Genomic DNA, 18,766 nt, shown 5'->3' with positions numbered 1-18,766 from the left:
CGGGCGCTTTGCGAGTCCCAAAAGGGCAGGTCAGGAACGTGGTTTGGTCTTTTGCGGATCGTAGTGGGCAAAGGCCACGACCCGAGCCGGCAGCCGCTTGGCGTGGCCGTCGAGCTTGCCGATCTCGACCTCCGTGCCGACAGCGGCATGAGCGACGTCGAGCCGCGCCAGCGCGATGTTCTTGCTCAGCACCGGCGAGCGCATGCCCGACGTGACGACGCCGATCTGGGCGCGCCCGACATGGACGCAGTCGCCGTGGCCGACGGCGACATTGCTGTCGATGTCGAGGCCGACCAGCTTTGTCTGCGGATGATCCTTGCGCCGGATCAGCGCCTCGCGGCCGATGAAATCGTCGGTCTTGCTCTTCAGCGGCACGGTGAAGCCGATACCAGCCTCGAACGGATCGGTCTGGTCGGAAAATTCGTAACCGGCGAAGATCAGTCCGGCCTCGATGCGCACCATGTCGAGCGCCTGCAGGCCCATCGGCTTCAGCCCATGCGGCTGGCCGGCCTCCCAGATCGCGTCGAAGACCTTTTGCGCGTCGCGCGGATGGCACCAAATCTCGTAGCCGAGTTCGCCGGTATAGCCGGTGCGTGAAACGAGGACGGGGATGCCGTTGCCACCGCCGATCTTGGCGACGGCGAAGCGGAACCATTCGAGTTCCTCGATCGATGGCTGCAGCGGCGAGGTCCACATCACCTCCTTCAGGATGTCGCGGCTCTTTGGCCCTTGCACCGCGATGTTGTGCATCTGGTCGGTGGACGAGCGCACCAGCGCGTTGAGGCCGAGCTTTGTTGCCGTCTCGCGCAGCCATTCGCCGGACAGATCGTCGCCGCCAATCCAGCGGAAATTGTCCTTGCCGAGCCGCAGAAGCGTGCCGTCGTCGATCATGCCGCCATGTTCGTAACACATGGCGGAGTAGACGACCTGGCCGACGCCGAGCTTCTTGACGTCACGCGTCAGCGTATATTGCAGCAGCGCTTCGGCATCCGGGCCGGTCACTTCGAACTTGCGCAGCGGCGACAGGTCCATGATCACGGCATCCTGCCGGCAGGCCCAATATTCGGCGATGGCGCCTTCCCTGGCGAACGAATTGGCCAGCCAATAGCCCCTGTACTCGACGAAGTCGCGTGTGTGTTTGGCAAAGCTCGAATGGAAAGCTGTCTCGCGGGTCATTTTCGGTTCCGAATCAGGCGTCATGCGTCTGGCGATCGCTCGCGAGAATTTGTGCTGGCCGGAATAGGTCCGCACGTGGATGTCGGTCAGGTCCCAGCCATTGGCCGGCGTCGTGTCGTCGGGGCAGGCCGAGGAGACGCAGACGATGTCGGTCAGCGCTCTGAGCAGAACATAGTCGCCGGCCCGCGACCATGGCTCGTCCGACACCATGACGCCATGGGCGTCGATCGCCGTGTTGAAGAAGAAGTTGATCGCCATCCAGCCGGTGCGGGGATTGACGCCCTTGCCGTCCAGCGCGCGATTAAAGTTCTCCGAGCAGTTGTTGTGGCCGGGATAGCCGATGTCGTCATAATATTTCGCCGCGCAGGCGAGCGCGAAGGCATCATGCCGGCCGCATGTGTCCTGCACCACCTCAACCAGCGGTTCCATGTCCTGGTCGTAATATTTCGAATGCAGGCCGGGCATCGGATAGCTTGCGCCCATCAGCGTGCGCGTCGTCGTGACGTCGAGCGGATGGTCGAGCCCCTTGTCCAGCTTGCGGGCCGAGAAACACTGGAAGTCGGTGCACTGGCGCCCGTCGACATCGATGATCTGCAGATAGTCGCCCGCCTTGACGAAATACGATTCCGCCGTCGCCGAATGAACGCGCAAATCGAGCACCGGATCGGCCAATGGATCGGCAAGCCGGGATTTCGTTTTCAGGCGGATCGTGTTGCGCCGCACGACGACGCTGAGCGGCGTCGCTGTGTCGTGCCCGTCGACCAGCATCGGACCGCCGGGTGCGGCGATCAGCATCGCGCCGTCGCGCGCGACTGTGAATGCCTGCTCGGTACCGGCTGGTGTGGTGCCGCCAAACACGCGCACCGCCTCGGCCTGCCCAAGCTGAACCTGGCGGCGTTCGAGGCCGCGGCGCACCGCCGAAAGACTGTCGTCGCCCTCGGTGAGCAGCGCCTTGATGCCGGCGGCATTGCTGTTGGATTTTTCACCGAGAATGCCGGGATCGCTGGCGCCTGACCTGTCCCAGGCCAGCAACTCGCAGGCCTGGCCTCCCTCGACGTTGCGAACCGTGATCGTATCGCCGGCCTCGACCTCGATCAGCACCGCGCCATTCCCCTGTACGGTATAGCGCTCCATGCCGGCCGGCAGCGCGATCTGGCCGGGCCGCAGGATCAGGCTTGGCCTGGGCGGTCCGGCTGTCACGGTGGGGTAGGGCGACTGGCTCATCTCAGCCTTGCGGTTCGAGAAACAAGTTTGCCTGTGTGTGAAAATATTTTAGCAGCAAGAATAGCAGCGGAGCGGAGTTTGGCAAGGCGGGGAAGAAGCGCAGTGCTACGCCAAGTCCTCCGAATGCCCGATCTCGACACCATACTCGGCAGCCGAGTCCAGCATCGTGTGCCACAGGCTTTCGGCGAAGGTCGAAAACACCAGAACGGTGAAAACAGCCTGTCCGTCCGGCGCATCATTGCCGCGCCACAGCGTGACGCTGGTGTGATCCATCGAGGTGGTTGCCGCGGCTCCGACCGGGAACGCCGCCGGATACAGATCGATCGACGACAGTTTGGCGAGCAGGGCGCGCGCCTTGGTGCCGGAAATGCTGATCAACACCCGCGCATGTGACTGGTCCGAGAGCGAAGCCGAGGTCGCGAAAACCGGGGCCAGCGACTCCACCGTGTGTCCGCCTTTCGACAGCACGAAGAACTGATCCGGTCCCGACCAGATGAGCGTGGCTTCGGCTGCTGCGGCCGTCTTCGGTGTTTCCGGCGCCGTCACGCCGAAATGCGCGTTCGCGGCGCTCGCCATCTCGGCCGTCTTGCCGCGCCGCGCCATCACCTGGACAAGGTCGAAATTGCGGATCTCGCTCAGGGTCACGCCGGCGTCGCCTCGCGCGCCGTGTGGACCGGCGACGAGTGCGCGGTGGAGAGGGCTGCGGGTTTCCCAGGAAAACTCAGCCACGCTGGCGCCCTCCATCCGGGTCATAGAAGACAGGGTTGCACAGTTCCAAATCGTAATCCTCACCGCGTAGCGGATCGTGCGCATGCACGATCTCGCCGAACCGCTCGCGGCCGCGCTCGACAAGTGCAAGCCCGATCCATTGGTCTGATGTCGGCGAGAAGCAGACCGAGGTGACGTAGCCCTGGTCGTTGTCGGGCCCGGGTGTCTGCCCCTTCGGAATGATGTGCGCGCCGGAACGCAGGCGCCGGGCCTTGTCGGTCGGCTTGATGCCGACGACGACCTGCCGATCCGCTGCGACCAGCGCCTCGCGTCCGGCCATGACGCGGCCGATGAAATCCTTCTTGGTCGACATCATCTTGCCGAGGCCGAGATCGGCCGCGGTGGTCGTGCCGCTGAGTTCCGGACCCGCGACGTGACCCTTTTCGATGCGCATGACGCCGAGTGCCTCGGTGCCGTAAGGCGTCACGCCGAACGGCTTGCCCGCAATCATCAGATTGCGCGCCATCGCCTCGCCGTAGCGCGCCGGCACCGAAATCTCGAACGCCATTTCGCCCGAGAACGAGATGCGAAACAGTCGCGCCTTGACGCCGCCGCGCAACGCGACTTCGCGCGCGCCCATGAAGGGGAACCCTTCGTTGGAAAGGTCTTCCGAGGGATCGACGATCTCTTTCAACAGGTCGCGGGTTTTGGGTCCGGCAATGGAAAATTGCGCCCACTGGTCGGAGACCGAGGTTAACTGCACATCGAGTTCCGGAAACAGCACCTGCCGGCAGAATTCGAGATGCTGCATCACCAGCCCGGCCTTGGCCGTGGTGGTGGTGAGGAAATAGTGGTCCTCGGCCAGCCGCGACGTGGTGCCGTCATCATAGACGATGCCGTCCTCGCGCAGCATCAGCCCGTAGCGCGCTTTTCCCACCGCAAGAGTGGAGAAGGTGTTGATGTAGACGCGGTCGAGGAAGGCGCCGGCGTCCGCGCCATGCACGTCGATCTTGCCCAGCGTCGAGACATCGCAGAAGCCGACGCCTGAGCGCACCGCCTTGACCTCGCGGGTCACCGATTCCAGCCAATCCTTCTCGCCGGCGCGCGGATACCATTGCGCGCGCTTCCATAGGCCGGTGTCGACGAAGATCGCGCCCTGTTCGGCGGCCCAATGATGCGACGGCGTCAGCCGCGTGGCGTGAAAATTCTCGTCGCGATGATGGCCGGCGAAGGCGCCGATGGCGACCGGCACATAGGGAGGCCGGTAGATTGTCGTGCCGGTCTCGGGAATGGATTTGCCTGTGACCGCCGCCATGATGGCGAGGCCGGCGACGTTCGAGGTCTTGCCCTGGTCGGTCGCCATGCCGAGCGTGGTGTAGCGCTTCAGGTGCTCGACCGATTCGAACCCTTCGCGCTGTGCCAGCTCGATATCCGATGCGGTGACATCATGCTGCTGGTCGACGAAAGCCTTGCCCTTGCCGGCAACGTGCCAAAGCGGCGCCAGTGAAAAGGCTTCGTCGTCGGCCACCGGCGTGGAGCCTGAGCCATTGCCGTGTCCGGCATCACGTGCCGCAGCCGCGCCCGCCGCAAATCCTTCTCGCAAGCAGGCGCCAAGCCCGAAGGCGCCGTTGGCGGCACCAGCCGCGACCATTCCCGGAGGCGCGCCGTCGGGCACGAAGGCGGCGATATCGTCGCGCCATTTCGGCCGGCCGCGATGATAGGAGGTGAGCCCGACCGCCGGGTTCCAGCCGCCGGAAACGGCAAGCCCATCGGCTTCCACTTCGGCACGCGCGCCGCCGGTGAGTGAGACGGAAATCTTGCGCACACCATTCTTGCCGCCATCGATGCCGCTGACGGAGCCATGCAGAACCGCAAAGCCGCCCTTGCTGGCAAGCGAGCGGTGCTCGGAAGAGATTTCGGCGCGCGCGTCGATCACGGCGGCGACCTGCAGTCCCGCCCCGAGCGCTGCCTCGACGGTGCGCCAGCCGTCCTCGTTGTTGGTGAACAGCGCGATGCGTCTGGCCGGTGCCGCGGCATAACGTGCGATATAGCTGCGCATGGCGGACGCCATCATCACGCCCGGCGTGTCATTGCCGGCAAAGACGATTGGCCGTTCGAGCGCGCCTGCCGCGACGACGCAGCGCTTGGCCACGATCCGCCATAGCCGCTGGCGCACCTGGTGCTCCGGCGGCGAGGGCAGATGGTCGCTGACACGCTCGATCGCGCCATAGGTGCCGCCATCATAGACGCCGAACAGCGTCGTGCGCGTCATGATGCGGACATCAGGCATGGCGGCAAGCTCACTGAGCGTGCGCGCGATCCATTCGTCGGCAGGCATGCCGTCGATCATGCCGCCATCGGCAAGCAGGCGCCCGCCGGGAACAAAGTCCTCTTCACACAGGATGACGCGGGCGCCGCTGCGGCCTGCTGCGAGGGCGGCTGCGAGGCCCGTCGGGCCGGACCCGGCGATCAGCACGTCGCAATGCGCCCACGCCTTGTCGTAATGATCCGGATCGGCAATGCCGGCTGCACGGCCGAGACCCGCGGCGCGGCGAATCGCCGGCTCATAGATCGCTTCCCAGAACTTCGCCGGCCACATGAAGGTCTTGTAGTAGAAGCCGGCGACGAAGATCGGCGCGAACAGCTGGTTGACCGACATCACGTCGAAGGCGAGCGACGGCCAGCGGTTCTGGCTGGCGGCGTCGAGCCCTTCATAGAGCTCCGCTGTCGTCGCCTTGGTGTTCGGCTCGCGCCGTGCACCGCTGCGCAGCTCCACCAGCGCGTTAGGTTCTTCCGATCCCGCGGTCAGGATGCCGCGCGGGCGATGGTACTTGAACGAGCGGCCAACCAGCTTGACGCCGTTGGCAACCAGTGCCGAGGCAAGCGTGTCGCCTTTGAAACCGGAGAAGCTCTTGCCGTCGAATCTGAAATTCAGCGGCGCCGAACGGTCGACGAGACCGCCGGATGTGAGACGATGGGGTTGAGAGGTCACGATGTCCAGCCTCTCGTCGATTCGATGTCATGGCGGAGGGCAGCACTGCCCCTCATCGCCCTGCCGGGCACTTCTCCCCGTATAGTGACGGGGAGAAGGGGGCTGGCCGCTAAGTTGGCTTCCTTCTTGCAGCGCTGGCGATCGGCGAAACCGGGGACGGCAGCACCCCTGTCCCCGTCCCTATACGGGGAGAGGATGCCGGCAGGCAGGTGAGGGGCGGCGCCGAGTTGGCAGGAAATATTCATTTCGCAACCTGCCTCGCCCCGGCACCCGCCGCCGGTTCCACAGCCGAAATCTCGTGCGTCAGCGTGTTGCGGGTGACCTTCAGCCAGGCCCGGCAGCCGCCGCCATGATACCAGTTCTCATCCATCACGCCGGCGATGTTGTCGCGCAGATAGACGTAATCGTAGACCTCATCTTCCGACGCTCCAGGCGCCGGCCGCACCGGCTTGGCGTCGCCGAGATAGGTGAACTCGCCGAGCTCGCGTTCACCACAGAAGGGACAGACAATACGCATGTTTTTCGACTGTCCTCAGTGCAGGTTCGGTTGGGCGCCCTGGCCCTTTTCGTCGATGACAGCACCAGACCGGAACCGGTCGAGCCGGAAGCGGGCGGCCTCGGCGTGCGATTCATCGCGAGCAAGCAGATGGGCGAAGACGAAGCCTGAGCCGGGTGTCGCCTTGAAGCCGCCATAACACCAGCCGGCATTGAGGTAGAGCCCGTCGACCGGTGTCTTGTCGATGATCGGCGAGCCGTCCATCGACATATCCATGATGCCGCCCCATTGGCGCAGCAGGCGGACGCGGCCTATCATCGGCATCAGCGCCATGCCGCCCTCGCAGACATCTTCCATGACAGGCATGTTGCCGCGCTGGGCATAGGAATTGTAACCGTCGATGTCGCCGCCGAAGACCAGCCCGCCCTTGTCGGACTGGCTGACATAGAAATGGCCGGCGCCAAACGTCATGACGCCGGGAATGAGCGGCTTGATCGCCTCCGAGACGAAGGCCTGCAGCACATGGCTTTCGATCGGCAGCCGCAGGCCAGCCATCGCCGCGACGCGCGATGAGGACCCGGCTACCGCCATGCCGACCTTGCCGGCGTCGATCCTGCCGCGCGAGGTCTCGACGCCAGTCACCTTGCCGTTGGCGTCCCTGACAAAGCCCGTGACTTCGCAATTCTGGATGATGTCGACGCCGAGTTCGCTGGCAGCGTGGGCGTAGCCCCAGACCACCGCGTCGTGCCGCGCCGTGCCGCCGCGTCGCTGTAGCAGCCCGCCCTGCACGGGAAAGCGCGCATTGTCGAAGTTCAGGAACGGGATCATCTTCTTGACCGCCGCCAGGTCGAGCAGTTCGGCGTCGATGCCGTTGATGCGCATGGTGTTGCCGCGCCGTGCATAGGCGTCGCGCTGCGCGTCGGAATGGTAGAGGTTGATGACGCCGCGCTGGCTGACCATCGCGTTGTAGTTGAGGTCCTGCTCCATCCGTTCCCAAAGCTTCATCGACAATTCGTAGAAGCCGGTATTGCCGGGCAGGCCGTAGTTGGAGCGGATGATGGTGGTGTTGCGGCCGGCATTGCCGGAACCGATCCAGCCCTTTTCCAGCACCGCGACATTTTTGATGCCGAATTCGCTGGCCAGGAACCAGGCGGTGGCCAGCCCATGGCCGCCGCCGCCGATGATCACCACGTCGTAGCGGTCCTTCGGCGCGGCGTCGCGCCAGGTGCGTTGCCAGTTTTTGTGGCCGGAAAGAGCGGCGCGGGCGAGCGAGAAGATCGAGTATTTCATACGTTCATTCCGAGGTCGCCCGCCCCACACAGGAACTTCCTTGACGCATCGCCTTTGCCGAAAACCGTGTCACACTTTTTCGGTCTGATGCTCTAGATGTCCAGCGTGTGGTCGCGCTCCCATTGCGTGAAGTGCGAAGCATAGGAATTCCATTCCTGGTGCTTCAGCTTTAGATATGCCGACGAGAATTCCTCACCCAGCGCCGCCTTGAGCGATTTGTCCTTGTCGAACTCGCGCAACGCATCGAGCAGGTTGAGCGGCAGCTTAGGCGCGCCCTTCACCGTGTGGCCATGCTGGTACATGTCGATATCGTAGCGCTTGCCCGGATCGGCCTTCGAGCGGATGCCGTCGAGGCCGGCGGCGATGATGACCGCCTGCAGGAGATAGGGGTTGGCAGCGCCATCGGGCAGGCGCAATTCGAAGCGGCCGGGGCCGGGCACGCGCACCATGTGGGTGCGGTTGTTGCCGGTCCAGGTCACCGTGTTCGGCGCCCAGGTCGCGCCCGAAATGGTGCGCGGCGCGTTGATGCGCTTGTAGGAATTGACCGTCGGGTTGGTGATCGCGGCGAGCGCCGAAGCGTGCTTCATGATGCCGCCAAGGAAGTTCTTGCCTTTGGCGGAAAGACCGAGCTCCATCGAATTGTCGGCGAAGACATTGGTCTTGCCCGATTTGTCCCAGACAGAGATGTGGGCATGGCAGCCATTGCCGGTCAGGCCCTGGAACGGTTTGGGCATGAAAGTGGCGCGCAGCCCATGCTTTTCCGCGATCGACTTGACCATGAACTTGAAGAAGGAATGCTTGTCCGCGGTCGGCAGCGCATCGTCGAACGCCCAGTTCATCTCGAATTGGCCGTTAGCGTCCTCGTGGTCGTTCTGGTAAGCGCCCCAGCCGAGCGCCAGCATGTGGTCGCAGATCTCGGCGATGACATCGTAACGGCGCATCACCGCTTGCTGGTCGTAGCAAGGCTTCGATGCCGTGTCGTATTCATCGGAGATCGTCTTGCCGTCCGGCGAGATCAGGAAGAACTCGGCCTCGACGCCGGTCTTGACGTGCATGCCGTCGGCGGCTGCCTCGGCGATCAGCCGCTTCAGTGTGTTGCGCGGCGCCTGGTCGACGTCCTTGTCGTCCATGATGCAGTTGGCGGCGACCCAGGCGACTTCCGGTTTCCATGGCAACTGGATGACCGAGTCTGGATCCGGCACCGCCAGCATGTCGGGATGCGCCGGCGTGAGGTCGAGCCAGGTGGCGAACCCGGCAAAGCCGGCACCGTCCTTCTGCATGTCGGCAATGGCTTGCGCCGGTACCAGCTTGGCACGCTGGCCACTGAACAGGTCAGTGTAGGAAATCATGAAATATTTGACGTTTTTCGCCCTTGCGAACTCTGCAAGATCAACTGTCACTGAAGTTCCCCATTTCTTATCGATTGTTGGCCCTAGAGCATATGGCCTTCGGCCCTTTGATCAGAAGCCGTTCTTCCCCGGTATCCAGTTGGTGCCGGCCAGCGGCACGCCGGCCATGGCGGCAGCCTCGATCGTCAATGCGACGAGGTCCTCGGGTTCGAGATTGTGCAGGCTGTTCTTGCCGCAGGCGCGGGCGATGGTCTGCGCCTCCAGCGTCATCACCTTCAAATAGTTCGCCAACCGGCGCCCGGCGGCCACGGGGTCGACCCGCTTCATCAGTTCGGGGTCCTGCGTGGTGATGCCGGCAGGATCCTTGCCCTCATGCCAGTCGTCATAGGCGCCCGATGTGGTGCCGAGTTCGTTGTACTCCGCCTCCCAGCGGGGATCGTTGTCACCGAGCGCCACGAGTGCCGCGGTGCCGATCGACACGGCGTCGACGCCGAGCGCCAGCGCCTTGGCCACATCGGCGCCGTTGCGGATGCCGCCTGAGACGATGAGCTGAACCTTGCGGTGCATGCCGAGATCCTGCAGCGCCTGCACCGCCGGCCTGATGCAGGCGAGCGTCGGCTGGCCGACATTCTCGATAAACACTTCCTGCGTTGCAGCCGTTCCGCCCTGCATGCCATCGACCACGACGACATCGGCGCCGGCCTTCACCGCAAGCGCTGTATCGTAGTAGGGCCGGGCGCCGCCGACCTTGACGTAGATCGGTTTTTCCCAATCGGTGATTTCGCGCAGTTCGAGTATCTTGATCTCGAGATCGTCCGGGCCCGTCCAGTCGGGGTGGCGCGAGGCCGAGCGCTGGTCGATGCCTTTGGGCAGCGTGCGCATTTCGGCGACACGATCCGAAATCTTCTGGCCGAGCAGCATGCCGCCGCCGCCGGGCTTGGCGCCCTGGCCGACGACCACTTCGATCGCATCGGCGCGGCGCAGGTCGCGCAGGTTCATGCCGTAGCGCGAGGGCAGATACTGATAGACCAGTTGCTTGGAATGGCCGCGCTCTTCCTCTGTCATGCCGCCATCGCCGGTCGTGGTCGAGGTGCCCGACAGCGTCGCGCCGCGCCCGAGCGCTTCCTTGGCGGGACCGGACAGCGAGCCGAAGCTCATGCCGGCAATGGTGATCGGGATCTTCAGTTCGATAGGCTTCTTGGCGTGGCGCGAACCGAGCACCACGGATGTGTCGCAGCGCTCGCGGTAGCCTTCCAGCGGATAGCGCGAGATCGAGGCGCCGAGGAACAGAAGGTCATCGAAATGCGGCAGCTTGCGCTTGGCGCCGGCACCTCTGATATCGTAGATGCCGGTCGCCGCGGCGCGGCGGATTTCGGAGAGCGTGTAGTCGTCGAAGGTCGCGGATTTGCGCGGCGTCGTCGGCGGGTTGCGATAGGTCATGCTGCCTCAATACGCGTCGGCGTTGTCGATATTGAAATTGTAGAGCGTGCGCGCCGAGCCGTAGCGCTTGAACTCCGACGGCTTGACGCCGGTCACGCCGGCGCGGTCGAGCAGACCCTGCAGCAGTTCCAGATGCTCGGGCCGCATCTCCTTGGCGATACAGTCCGCACCGAGACTGTCGACCTTGCCGCGCACGAAGAGCCGCGCCTCGTAGATGGAATCGCCCAGTGCATCGCCGGCATCGCCCAGAACAACGAGGTTGCCGGATTGCGCCATGAAGGCCGACATATGGCCGATATTGCCATGCACGACGATGTCGATGCCCTTCATTGAGATGCCGCAGCGCGACGAGGCATTGCCTTCGATGACCAGCAACCCGCCCTTGCCGGTGGCGCCGGCATACTGGCTGGCATCGCCCTTGATGACGATGGAACCCGACATCATGTTCTCGCCAACGCCGGGGCCGGCCGAGCCGTGCACGGTGATGGCGCTGCCGGAGTTCATGCCGCCGCAGTAATAGCCGACGCTGCCGCGCACATCGATGCTGACAGGATGATCGACACCGACGGCAACCGAATGGCTCCCTTTCGGGTTGAGCACTTCCCACGCCGTCTCGTTCGAACCCGGAGCCAGATTGTGGAGCGCTTGATTGAGTTCGCGCAGCGACAGGACGTCGAGGTCGAAGACGCGCGCATGGCTGTCGCGCGTTGCCTTGGAGGTTGCCGGCATGAACTCAATGCTCCCAGAAATAAACGGTTGCGGGCTCCGGTTCCCAGACCCTCGCATTGTCTATGCCGGGCAGTTTGGTCAGCGCGCGATATTCCGAGCCGAAGGCGACATACTGGTCGGTCTCGGCCATCACGGCGGGCTTGCAGGCGATCGGATCGCGCACCACGCCAAAACCATTCTTGGTGCCGACGACGAAGGTGAAGAAGCCATCGAGGTCGGACAGCGTGCCTTCAAGTGCCTCGCCGAGATTCTTGCCATGCGCCATTTGCGAGGAAAGGTAAGCGGCCGCCACTTCGGTATCGTTCTCGGTCTCGAATTTCATGCCTTCGCGGATCAATTCGCGGCGGACATTGTTGTGGTTCGACAATGAACCATTGTGCACAAGGCATTGGTCGGCACCGGTCGAGAAAGGATGCGCACCCATCGTCGTCACTGCCGATTCCGTCGCCATGCGGGTATGACCGATGCCATGCGTGCCGGTCATCTTGCGCACGTCGAAGCGATCGACGACGGCTTCGGGCAGGCCGACTTCCTTGTAGATTTCCACCGCCTCGCCGGCGCCCATGATGCGGATGTCGGGCCTGAGCGACTGGAGGGCTTCACGCGCCGCGTCGACCTTGTCCGGCGTGGTCCTGACCACCGCGTGCGTCGATTTCACCGCAATGCTCACCGGCGCTCCGACGGCGTTCGCGAGTTCGGCGTCCAGGCCGCGGAAATCGCGTTCCGGCTTCGGCGACTGGATGGTGATCTTGGCCTCGTTGCCGGATGTCGCGCCATAGATGGCGATGCCGGCACTGTCAGGGCCGCGATCGCTGAGCGATACCAGCATCTCCGACAGCATCGCGCCGAGCTTCGGCTCCAGCGCCTTGTCCTTCAGGAAAAGTCCAACGATTCCGCACATGTCAGCCTCCCGACGTTTGTGACTAAGATGATGTACCGAATGAAATCCTCTAATTCAATGGCATGAAAGAAATTTTCCTCTGGTTACGTATGCGGCCCAATGCCGCTCTGCGTACCGTTTCCTTCCGGCCGGGCATTATGAGCCCATTTGGCGGTACGAATGCGGGCGATCTTGTAGGCGTCGAGGATCGACAGCGCATAGATCAGGAAGCCGCCGGCGTGACGGCCGACGAAACTGGCGTCCGGCGGCGAAATCCTGGCGGTAACCCAGGCCAGGACGACCATGAAGAAAAGAAACTGCAGTCCGCGCACCGGGATGCCCAGAATGACATGGCCGCTTGCCGGCAGCACGATTGCGGCGCCCAGGACGAGATAAGGGCTCACTGGCGCCGGCGAAGTGTCTGAAGTGCTCATGCGGCCTGCCGTTCGCTTCGGTTGATGGCGTCGCGCAGATCCGAGAGTGATACGAGCAACCGCTCGATCAGCGCAGAATCGATCCGTGTGTCACCGAACGCGGCTTGCCGGAAGACACCGTAGCGTGCCCGCTCGGCCTCGGCCAGCAGCCACACGATGCGCACTCCGTTCGGCGTGATCAGCAGCTCCTTGGCGCGGCCTTCTGAAAACGGTTCCATATGGCCGGCGATGAGGCTCTGCGGGAACCGCGTGCCCCTGCGGTCTGTCCGCAGCACCGCCTCGGCCGGAAAACCGGGCGCCTTCGGCAGCGTATGCTGGAGATGGTCGAAATTGGAGAACGTCGTCGGCGAGCCCGGCCGCATCATCATGTCAAAAATGGTAGGTACCGAGACCTTCTCGGTGATCGAAACGCTGAGCCAGCGGGCCGGCAGTTTCCGTGTCGCCAGCGTGTCGACAATAGTGCGCACCTGCACGCGTTGGCCGTTCCATGATCCTTCCCAGGTGATGACGCCGGCGGTGCCGTCCGAGACATTGTCTGCATCCGCGACGACAGCGCGAATGCCCGCCTCGTCGGCGGCGAGCGCTGCCGAGGCCCTGTCGCGGCTGCGGCGCGCCTGCCACGCAAAGTGAAGGACGAGAGCCAGGACAATTGCCCCGGCAAGCAGTGCTGATGTCACGTCGGACATATTATCGTGCAAGGCCCGTCCAGATGCTGAGCGGGCCTACTCCCATCAATAGCCCTGTGGTTTCGGCCACGGCATGGTGAACTGGTCCCCACGCCGCACGAATTTGTAGCGATAGAAATGGAACCACAGCGAGATCAGGAAATAGAAGGCGACCATGGCGATCAACTGCGAGCCGAAGCCGAGGAAGATGGCGAAGAAGGTCACTACGCACAGGCTGAACAGGACGATTGCCGGCAGCGGATGGAAGGGGTGCGTGTAGCCGCGGCGGATCGAGCCCAGCGGCCACTTTTTCCTGAACATCATGATGTTGATGCTCATGAAAGTGTATTGCAGCACGCCCGACAGGATCGAGAAGGTGATCGCCTGGTTGAGGTCGGCGATGAAGGCGAAGGCCAGCGCGATCGGCAGCAGGAACAGGATCGAGCGATAGGGCGTGCGGTATTTCGGATGCACCGCCGAAAACCAACTCGGCAGATAGCGGTCGCGGCCGAGCGAGAACCAGGCGCGCGCCGCGTCATTGATGCAACCATTGGCGGAGGCAAGCGCGGCGAGCAGCGTCGCTATGAACAGGAGGTTCTCAAGCAGCGGGCTGCCAGTCAGTTTGCCGGCGTCCCACAGCGGATAATAGGTGATGCCGAGATACTCCCAAGGCATCAGCGAGGCGCAGACATACCAGGTCATGGCGGCGGCGATGAGCAGCGTGATCATGCCGGCCATGGTGCCGTAGGGCAGGGAGCGTGCCGGCGAGCGCACTTCCTCGGCGGCCTGGGTGGTCCCTTCGATGCCGAGATAATACCAGATGCCGAACTGGAAGGCGGCGATGACGCCAATCCAGCCATAGGGCAGCGCGTTGCCTGGAGTGACCAGTTCGTTGAGCTTCAGCACCGCGCCTTGCGTCCACGGGCTGACCGAGAAGAACAGGACGACGATCGAGACATAGGCGATGGCCGTGATGACGAAGTTGACGTTGAGCGTCATCAGTACGCCGCGATAGTTGAGCCAGGCCAGCACCACGATGGTGGCGGCGATGAAGGAATTGTGGGTCAGCCCTTCCACACCCGCCTTGGCGACGATGGTGTCGCCGAGCAGGATGGCATCGGACACTTCCAGCATCGTATAGGCAAAGACCAGGAACAGCGCGACGTTGAACGCCATCAACGGCCCGACAATGTGCTTGGCCTGCGCATACTGGCCGCCGGCGGCGGCCACTGTCGACGTCACCTCGGAATCGATCATGGCCACCGAGGTGTAGAGCAGCCCGACGACCCAGCACACGATCAGGGCAGCCAGCGCGCCGCCCTTGTCGGCCGAGAAATTCCAGCCGGTGAACTCGCCGACCAGAACGATGCCGACGCCGAGCGCCCAGACATGGGCCGGGCCAAGCACCCGAAGCAGCGATACCCGGTCGCCGTGAATTGTGGTGGTGGTGGTGTTTTCAAGCGCGACCGTCATCGATCAATCCCCACTCAGATCCGGTGTTTTTCGGAAGCGGCTTCAAGCTCGCCTTCACGCGACGAGGTCAAAACGTCCTCGGAGTAGTTCGTATCGACCTTGAACCAGTCGTAGAGCATCCACAGCGCGAGCACGATCGAGATGCCCCAGCATGCGTAAGAGAGTGCCACCCACATGATCGTGTCCCCAAATTCTTCGTCGCCAAACTTTACCTGTCGTCGAACTTCTCGTTGATCACATCGCGATATTCGCGGTCGGATGCCCGGAACAGGAACACGAAATAACCGATCAGGACGGCCGCCATGATGATCAGCGTCGGCCAGTCGATGATGTAGTGGAACCGGTTCTGGATGATGTCGTGCGCGGTCTCGGGCGTATAGCCGAGCTTTTCCCAGATTGACGCCATGGTCGGATTCTGCCCGAGCGCTTCCCAGGTCTTGGCGTCGAGCGCGTCGATTGATTTTGCGGCACCGGCAAGACCAAGCTTCAGCGGCAGCCACAGCGCCACGAAGATGGCGACCACGACAACGGCGATGTCGAAGACTTGCCCGGCCTTGCTCTGCTCCGGCGGCGTATAGCGGGACATTGTTTCTCCCCTCAGGACTTGCGGTTGCGGGATGCGTCGGCGTTCTTGATGTCGAGCCCGTAGATGAACTCCTTGTCTTCCTTGTAGTGTTTGACCATCGCCAGGATGGCTGCCGTGTTGAAGATGAGCACGGCGGCGGCGGCAATGGCGACGACGGCCTTGATGCCGCCCTGCGGAATGTATGGCCATGTCATGAAAAGAACGAAGAGGATCGTCGCCCACAGGCAGATGATCAGGAGCGCGGATCCGCGCAAGTCGGAGCGGTACAGCGCCTCGATGCGCTGCTGCAGGTCTGCCATCGGTTTTCCCCTTCTTTGCCGACGCCCGGTTCCGAATCCACCGCCCGCCGCTCTCTTTCAAGAGAGTGAAATTTTTTTCATAAATTCAGGCCGAATTTCGCAATTGTCAAGACGAATTTACGCTGAGTTAACCGCTCAGTTCGCACGAGCGATTTTGCCTGACAATGAAATTATTTGCTTTTAGGGGATTGCGGGCCTCTCGCGTTTGCGATCAATATTCGACCAAGCTCCCGGCCTGGCGCACGGGAGCAGGGAACAGCAGCATTTTCGAATGGAGGACGAGCGGATGACGGCATCCTGGAGATTTTCGACCCTGGCGGATCGCCATCGTGCGCTGGGTTCGAAACTCGAAGACTGGAGCGGCATGGGTACCGCCTGGACCTACGACAAGGATGCCGACGAGGAATATATCGCCATCCGCACCAAGGCCGGCCTTATGGATGTTTCCGGCCTGAAGAAGGTGCACATCACAGGGCCGCACGCCTCGCATCTGATCGACCTCGCCACCACGCGTGACGTCGAAAAGATCTATCCCGGCAAGTCGGCCTATGCCTGCATGCTGAACGAGGCGGGAAAATTCACCGACGACTGCATCCTCTACCGCATGGGACCGAATTCCTGGATGGTGGTGCACGGCTCGGGTACCGGCCATGAGGAACTGCAGCGGGCGGCGATGGGACGGGACGTGTCGCTGCGCTTCGACGACAATCTGCACGATTTGTCGCTGCAGGGGCCAACAGCGGTCGACTATCTGGCCAAGTACGTGCCCGGCATCCGCGATCTCAACTACTTCCATCACATGCAGACGCAGCTGTTCGGCTTTCCCGTCATGATCTCGCGCACCGGCTATACCGGCGAACGCGGCTACGAGATCTTCTGCCGTGGCCAGGACGCCGGCACGATCTGGGACAGGATTCTCGACGAGGGCAAGAGCGCCGGCATCATTCCCTGCCGCTTCACCACGCTCGACATGCTGCGCGTCGAAAGCTACCTGCTGTTCTACCCCTACGACAATTCCCAAAAGTATCCGTTCGAGAATGAAGGCCCCGGCGATACGCTTTGGGAACTCGGCCTCGACTTCACCGTCAGCCCCGGCAAGACCGGCTTTCGCGGTGCCGAGGAGCACTATCGCCTGAAGGGCAAGGAGCGCTTCAAGATCTATGGCGTCCTGCTCGACGGCAAGGAGCCGGCGGACGAGGGCGCTCCGGTCTATCGCGACGGTAAAAAGGTTGGCGTTGTCACCTGCGCCATGTATTCGCCGCTGGTCGAGAAATCGATGGGCATCGCCCGGCTCGACGTTGACTGCGCGGTCAAGGACACCACGCTCGAGATCCGCAACAAGAGCGGATCGATCAAGGCGACGGCGCAGCCCTTGCCGTTCGACGATCCCAAGAAGACCAAGCGCACGGCGAAAGGCTGAGGCATAATCGACAGGAAGGTTTTCGAGGCACAAAGAGAGAATGGCAGCCAAGACCATCATCAGCCGGCCCATTTACGGGACCCTGTCTCCGCAGCCTGGCAGGCATCATCTGTTCATCGCCGACGCCGAAGGCGCGCTGGCAATTACCGATATGGCCCGAACCGCGCCACCTGGCTTTTTCGATGGTGCCGAGATCGTCTTCATTCCCGGTCCTGACGGGAAATACAGTGCCGCTCTCGAAGCATTGAAGCCAGCCCAGCTTCATCTGGCCCCGTCCTTCGCCAGTCTGCTGCCGCGTCTGAAGCTGACGCTTGATAACGCGCATATGGGGCTGCGCCTCTATCTCGCCGGCACCGAAGGGCTGATCGGGCAGGCCATGCAGGCGGCGCTCGAAGCCGGCATCGACCACACCTCCGTGCAGACCGAGCATCGCGGCTCGCTCGCACGGCGCATGCAGTGCGTGCACTGCAAGGGCATCACCGAGAATGTGACGACGCAGCCGGCGACCTGCTCGCATTGTGGCCTGCTGCTTCTCGTGCGCGATCACTACTCAAGACGCCTTGCCGCGTTCCAGGGCGTCTGCATCAATGCCGAAGATCGCAGTGAAATTCCTCCGATGGAGGAGATATTTCGATGAGCACCGGCACCACCAAGCTCGACGTCGTCGTCAGCGATGTCGTCCCGGTCAATGAGCTGGTCACGCGGTTCCATTTTCGCCGGCGTGATGGCGAGCTGTTGCCGACCTTTTCCGGTGGCGCCCATGTCGTGGTCGAGATGCGCGATGGCGAGCGCACAAGGCTCAATCCCTATTCGCTGATGGGCTCGCCGCTAGACACGCGCGAATACACCATCTCGGTGCGCCGCGACGATGTCGGTCGCGGCGGCTCGCTGTTCATGCACAGGTCGGTCAAGCCGGGTCTGGAGATGGTGATCAGCTATCCGGTCAATCTTTTTTCGCTCGATCTGCGCGCCAAGAAACACCTGATGCTGGCCGGCGGCATCGGCATCACGCCGTTCATGGCCCAGACCGCGCAACTGGCGGGGGAGGGCGGCAATTTCGAACTGCACTACACCTGCCGCACCGCTTCGCTTGGCACTTATGCCGACGTGCTGCGGGAACGCTACGGCCGTCGCGTCCGGCTCTATCACGATGACCTCGAGGAGCGGATCGAACTCGACCGGTTGCTATCCTCGCAGCCGCTCGGGACGCACCTCTATGTCTGCGGCCCGGCCGGCATGATCAACTGGGTGCGCGACCGCGCAGCTAACCTCGGCTGGCCGCCGGAGACCGTCCACTACGAGCATTTCGCGGCGCCGCAGCCCGGCCTGCCATTCGACGTGACGCTTGCCGTCAGCGGCAAGACCATCCGCGTCGGCGAGCAGCAGAGCCTGCTGGAAGCCATCGAAGCCGCCGGCGTCGATCCGCCCTATCTCTGCCGTGGCGGCGTCTGCGGCCAGTGCGAAACCAACGTCATCTCTTGTGACGGCAAATTCATCCACAACGACCATTGGCTGAGCGAGGAAGAGCACCGTTCGGGCAGGAAGATCATGCCGTGCGTGTCGCGCTTCGAGGGCAGGTCGCTGGTCTTGGAAAGATAGGAGGCG

General features: G+C 63.0%; 18 protein-coding genes. 3 read left to right on the top strand and 15 right to left on the bottom strand.

The genetic code is table 11. The features are described from left to right. Positions 1 to 30 precede the first annotated feature (30 nt). The 15 genes from FJ954_RS12445 to FJ954_RS12370 form a co-directional block, all read right to left on the bottom strand. Positions 31 to 2,400, bottom strand: coding sequence for an aminomethyltransferase family protein (locus FJ954_RS12445; RefSeq protein ID WP_140661478.1), 2,370 nt, complete (start codon positions 2,398 to 2,400; stop codon positions 31 to 33). A gap of 105 nt (positions 2,401 to 2,505) precedes the next feature. Further along, positions 2,506 to 3,129 (bottom strand): sarcosine oxidase subunit gamma, encoded by a 624-nt coding sequence (locus FJ954_RS12440; protein WP_140661639.1) that lies wholly within the window; start codon positions 3,127 to 3,129, stop codon positions 2,506 to 2,508. Beyond that, a complete protein-coding gene (locus tag FJ954_RS12435; protein ID WP_181177805.1) occupies positions 3,122 to 6,100 on the bottom strand; it encodes a sarcosine oxidase subunit alpha in 2,979 nt (992 codons plus the stop codon). The genes FJ954_RS12440 and FJ954_RS12435 overlap by 8 nt, the downstream gene beginning before the upstream one ends. A 241-nt stretch (positions 6,101 to 6,341) precedes the next feature. Further along, a complete protein-coding gene (locus FJ954_RS12425; RefSeq protein WP_140617375.1) occupies positions 6,342 to 6,617 on the bottom strand; it encodes a sarcosine oxidase subunit delta in 276 nt (91 codons plus the stop codon). 15 nt (positions 6,618 to 6,632) lie between these two features. Further along, positions 6,633 to 7,886 carry a sarcosine oxidase subunit beta family protein gene (locus FJ954_RS12420; protein ID WP_140661475.1) on the bottom strand — a complete coding sequence of 418 codons (1,254 nt, stop codon included), beginning with the start codon at positions 7,884 to 7,886 and terminating at the stop codon, positions 6,633 to 6,635. 92 nt (positions 7,887 to 7,978) lie between these two features. Beyond that, positions 7,979 to 9,286: a type III glutamate--ammonia ligase gene (gene glnT / locus FJ954_RS12415; protein WP_015318915.1), complete on the bottom strand. Its 1,308-nt coding sequence runs from the start codon at positions 9,284 to 9,286 to the stop codon at positions 7,979 to 7,981. Positions 9,287 to 9,346: 60 nt separating this feature from the next. After that, positions 9,347 to 10,675, bottom strand: a complete 1,329-nt coding sequence (locus FJ954_RS12410; protein WP_015318914.1) for an FMN-binding glutamate synthase family protein — start codon at positions 10,673 to 10,675, stop codon at positions 9,347 to 9,349. Between the two features lie 6 nt (positions 10,676 to 10,681). Then, positions 10,682 to 11,404, bottom strand: a complete 723-nt coding sequence (locus FJ954_RS12405; protein WP_140661474.1) for a GXGXG domain-containing protein — start codon at positions 11,402 to 11,404, stop codon at positions 10,682 to 10,684. 4 nt (positions 11,405 to 11,408) lie between these two features. Next, positions 11,409 to 12,305, bottom strand: coding sequence for a glutamine amidotransferase family protein (locus FJ954_RS12400; RefSeq protein WP_140661473.1), 897 nt, complete (start codon positions 12,303 to 12,305; stop codon positions 11,409 to 11,411). An 83-nt stretch (positions 12,306 to 12,388) separates the two neighbouring features. After that, entirely contained in the window at positions 12,389 to 12,718 is a 330-nt protein-coding gene (locus FJ954_RS12395) for a hypothetical protein (protein WP_140661472.1), read from the bottom strand. Continuing rightward, on the bottom strand, positions 12,715 to 13,404 hold the full coding sequence (locus tag FJ954_RS12390) for a hypothetical protein (RefSeq protein ID WP_181177814.1): 690 nt from the start codon (positions 13,402 to 13,404) through the stop codon (positions 12,715 to 12,717). The genes FJ954_RS12395 and FJ954_RS12390 overlap by 4 nt, the downstream gene beginning before the upstream one ends. A 45-nt stretch (positions 13,405 to 13,449) precedes the next feature. Beyond that, positions 13,450 to 14,856 carry an APC family permease gene (locus FJ954_RS12385; protein ID WP_015318909.1) on the bottom strand — a complete coding sequence of 469 codons (1,407 nt, stop codon included), beginning with the start codon at positions 14,854 to 14,856 and terminating at the stop codon, positions 13,450 to 13,452. A gap of 14 nt (positions 14,857 to 14,870) precedes the next feature. After that, the gene (locus tag FJ954_RS12380) at positions 14,871 to 15,032 is read right to left on the bottom strand and encodes a hypothetical protein (protein WP_015318908.1); all 162 of its coding nucleotides are present in this window, start codon (positions 15,030 to 15,032) and stop codon (positions 14,871 to 14,873) included. A 32-nt stretch (positions 15,033 to 15,064) separates the two neighbouring features. Continuing rightward, the gene (locus FJ954_RS12375; protein ID WP_015318907.1) at positions 15,065 to 15,442 is read right to left on the bottom strand and encodes a hypothetical protein; all 378 of its coding nucleotides are present in this window, start codon (positions 15,440 to 15,442) and stop codon (positions 15,065 to 15,067) included. An 11-nt stretch (positions 15,443 to 15,453) separates the two neighbouring features. Continuing rightward, entirely contained in the window at positions 15,454 to 15,741 is a 288-nt protein-coding gene (locus tag FJ954_RS12370; RefSeq protein WP_140617370.1) for a hypothetical protein, read from the bottom strand. A 286-nt stretch (positions 15,742 to 16,027) separates the two neighbouring features. Here FJ954_RS12370 and FJ954_RS12365 point away from each other — a divergent pair, with 286 nt between their 5' ends. The 3 genes from FJ954_RS12365 to FJ954_RS12355 are packed head-to-tail and all read left to right on the top strand — an operon-like array spanning position 16,028 to position 18,760. Continuing rightward, positions 16,028 to 17,161 (top strand): aminomethyltransferase family protein, encoded by a 1,134-nt coding sequence (locus FJ954_RS12365; protein ID WP_140661471.1) that lies wholly within the window; start codon positions 16,028 to 16,030, stop codon positions 17,159 to 17,161. Between the two features lie 40 nt (positions 17,162 to 17,201). Next, the gene (locus tag FJ954_RS12360; RefSeq protein WP_140661470.1) at positions 17,202 to 17,798 is read left to right on the top strand and encodes a dimethylamine monooxygenase subunit DmmA family protein; all 597 of its coding nucleotides are present in this window, start codon (positions 17,202 to 17,204) and stop codon (positions 17,796 to 17,798) included. Then, positions 17,795 to 18,760 carry a PDR/VanB family oxidoreductase gene (locus FJ954_RS12355; RefSeq protein ID WP_140661469.1) on the top strand — a complete coding sequence of 322 codons (966 nt, stop codon included), beginning with the start codon at positions 17,795 to 17,797 and terminating at the stop codon, positions 18,758 to 18,760. Before FJ954_RS12360 ends, FJ954_RS12355 begins: the two co-directional genes overlap by 4 nt. Positions 18,761 to 18,766: the final 6 nt, after the last annotated feature.

The organism is Mesorhizobium sp. B2-3-15 (genome assembly GCF_006442875.1).
Lineage (GTDB): Bacteria > Pseudomonadota > Alphaproteobacteria > Rhizobiales > Rhizobiaceae > Mesorhizobium > Mesorhizobium australicum.
Note: the sequence above shows the minus strand (reverse complement) of the source record. Positions and strands in the feature narration are given on the sequence as shown.

Bases quoted from the DNA above. Each gene is read 5' to 3' on its own strand.
- FJ954_RS12445 (WP_140661478.1), bottom strand. From the start codon at position 2,400: ATGAGCCAGTCGCCCTACCCCACCGTGACAGCCGGACCGCCCAGGCCA.
- FJ954_RS12425 (WP_140617375.1), bottom strand. From the start codon at position 6,617: ATGCGTATTGTCTGTCCCTTCTGTGGTGAACGCGAGCTCGGCGAGTTC.
- FJ954_RS12420 (WP_140661475.1), bottom strand. From the start codon at position 7,886: ATGAAATACTCGATCTTCTCGCTCGCCCGCGCCGCTCTTTCCGGCCAC.
- FJ954_RS12410 (WP_015318914.1), bottom strand. From the start codon at position 10,675: ATGACCTATCGCAACCCGCCGACGACGCCGCGCAAATCCGCGACCTTC.
- FJ954_RS12405 (WP_140661474.1), bottom strand. From the start codon at position 11,404: ATGCCGGCAACCTCCAAGGCAACGCGCGACAGCCATGCGCGCGTCTTC.
- FJ954_RS12400 (WP_140661473.1), bottom strand. From the start codon at position 12,305: ATGTGCGGAATCGTTGGACTTTTCCTGAAGGACAAGGCGCTGGAGCCG.
- FJ954_RS12395 (WP_140661472.1), bottom strand. From the start codon at position 12,718: ATGAGCACTTCAGACACTTCGCCGGCGCCAGTGAGCCCTTATCTCGTC.
- FJ954_RS12390 (WP_181177814.1), bottom strand. From the start codon at position 13,404: ATGTCCGACGTGACATCAGCACTGCTTGCCGGGGCAATTGTCCTGGCT.
- FJ954_RS12385 (WP_015318909.1), bottom strand. From the start codon at position 14,856: ATGACGGTCGCGCTTGAAAACACCACCACCACCACAATTCACGGCGAC.
- FJ954_RS12380 (WP_015318908.1), bottom strand. From the start codon at position 15,032: ATGTGGGTGGCACTCTCTTACGCATGCTGGGGCATCTCGATCGTGCTC.
- FJ954_RS12375 (WP_015318907.1), bottom strand. From the start codon at position 15,442: ATGTCCCGCTATACGCCGCCGGAGCAGAGCAAGGCCGGGCAAGTCTTC.
- FJ954_RS12370 (WP_140617370.1), bottom strand. From the start codon at position 15,741: ATGGCAGACCTGCAGCAGCGCATCGAGGCGCTGTACCGCTCCGACTTG.
- FJ954_RS12365 (WP_140661471.1), top strand. From the start codon at position 16,028: ATGACGGCATCCTGGAGATTTTCGACCCTGGCGGATCGCCATCGTGCG.
- FJ954_RS12360 (WP_140661470.1), top strand. From the start codon at position 17,202: ATGGCAGCCAAGACCATCATCAGCCGGCCCATTTACGGGACCCTGTCT.
- FJ954_RS12355 (WP_140661469.1), top strand. From the start codon at position 17,795: ATGAGCACCGGCACCACCAAGCTCGACGTCGTCGTCAGCGATGTCGTC.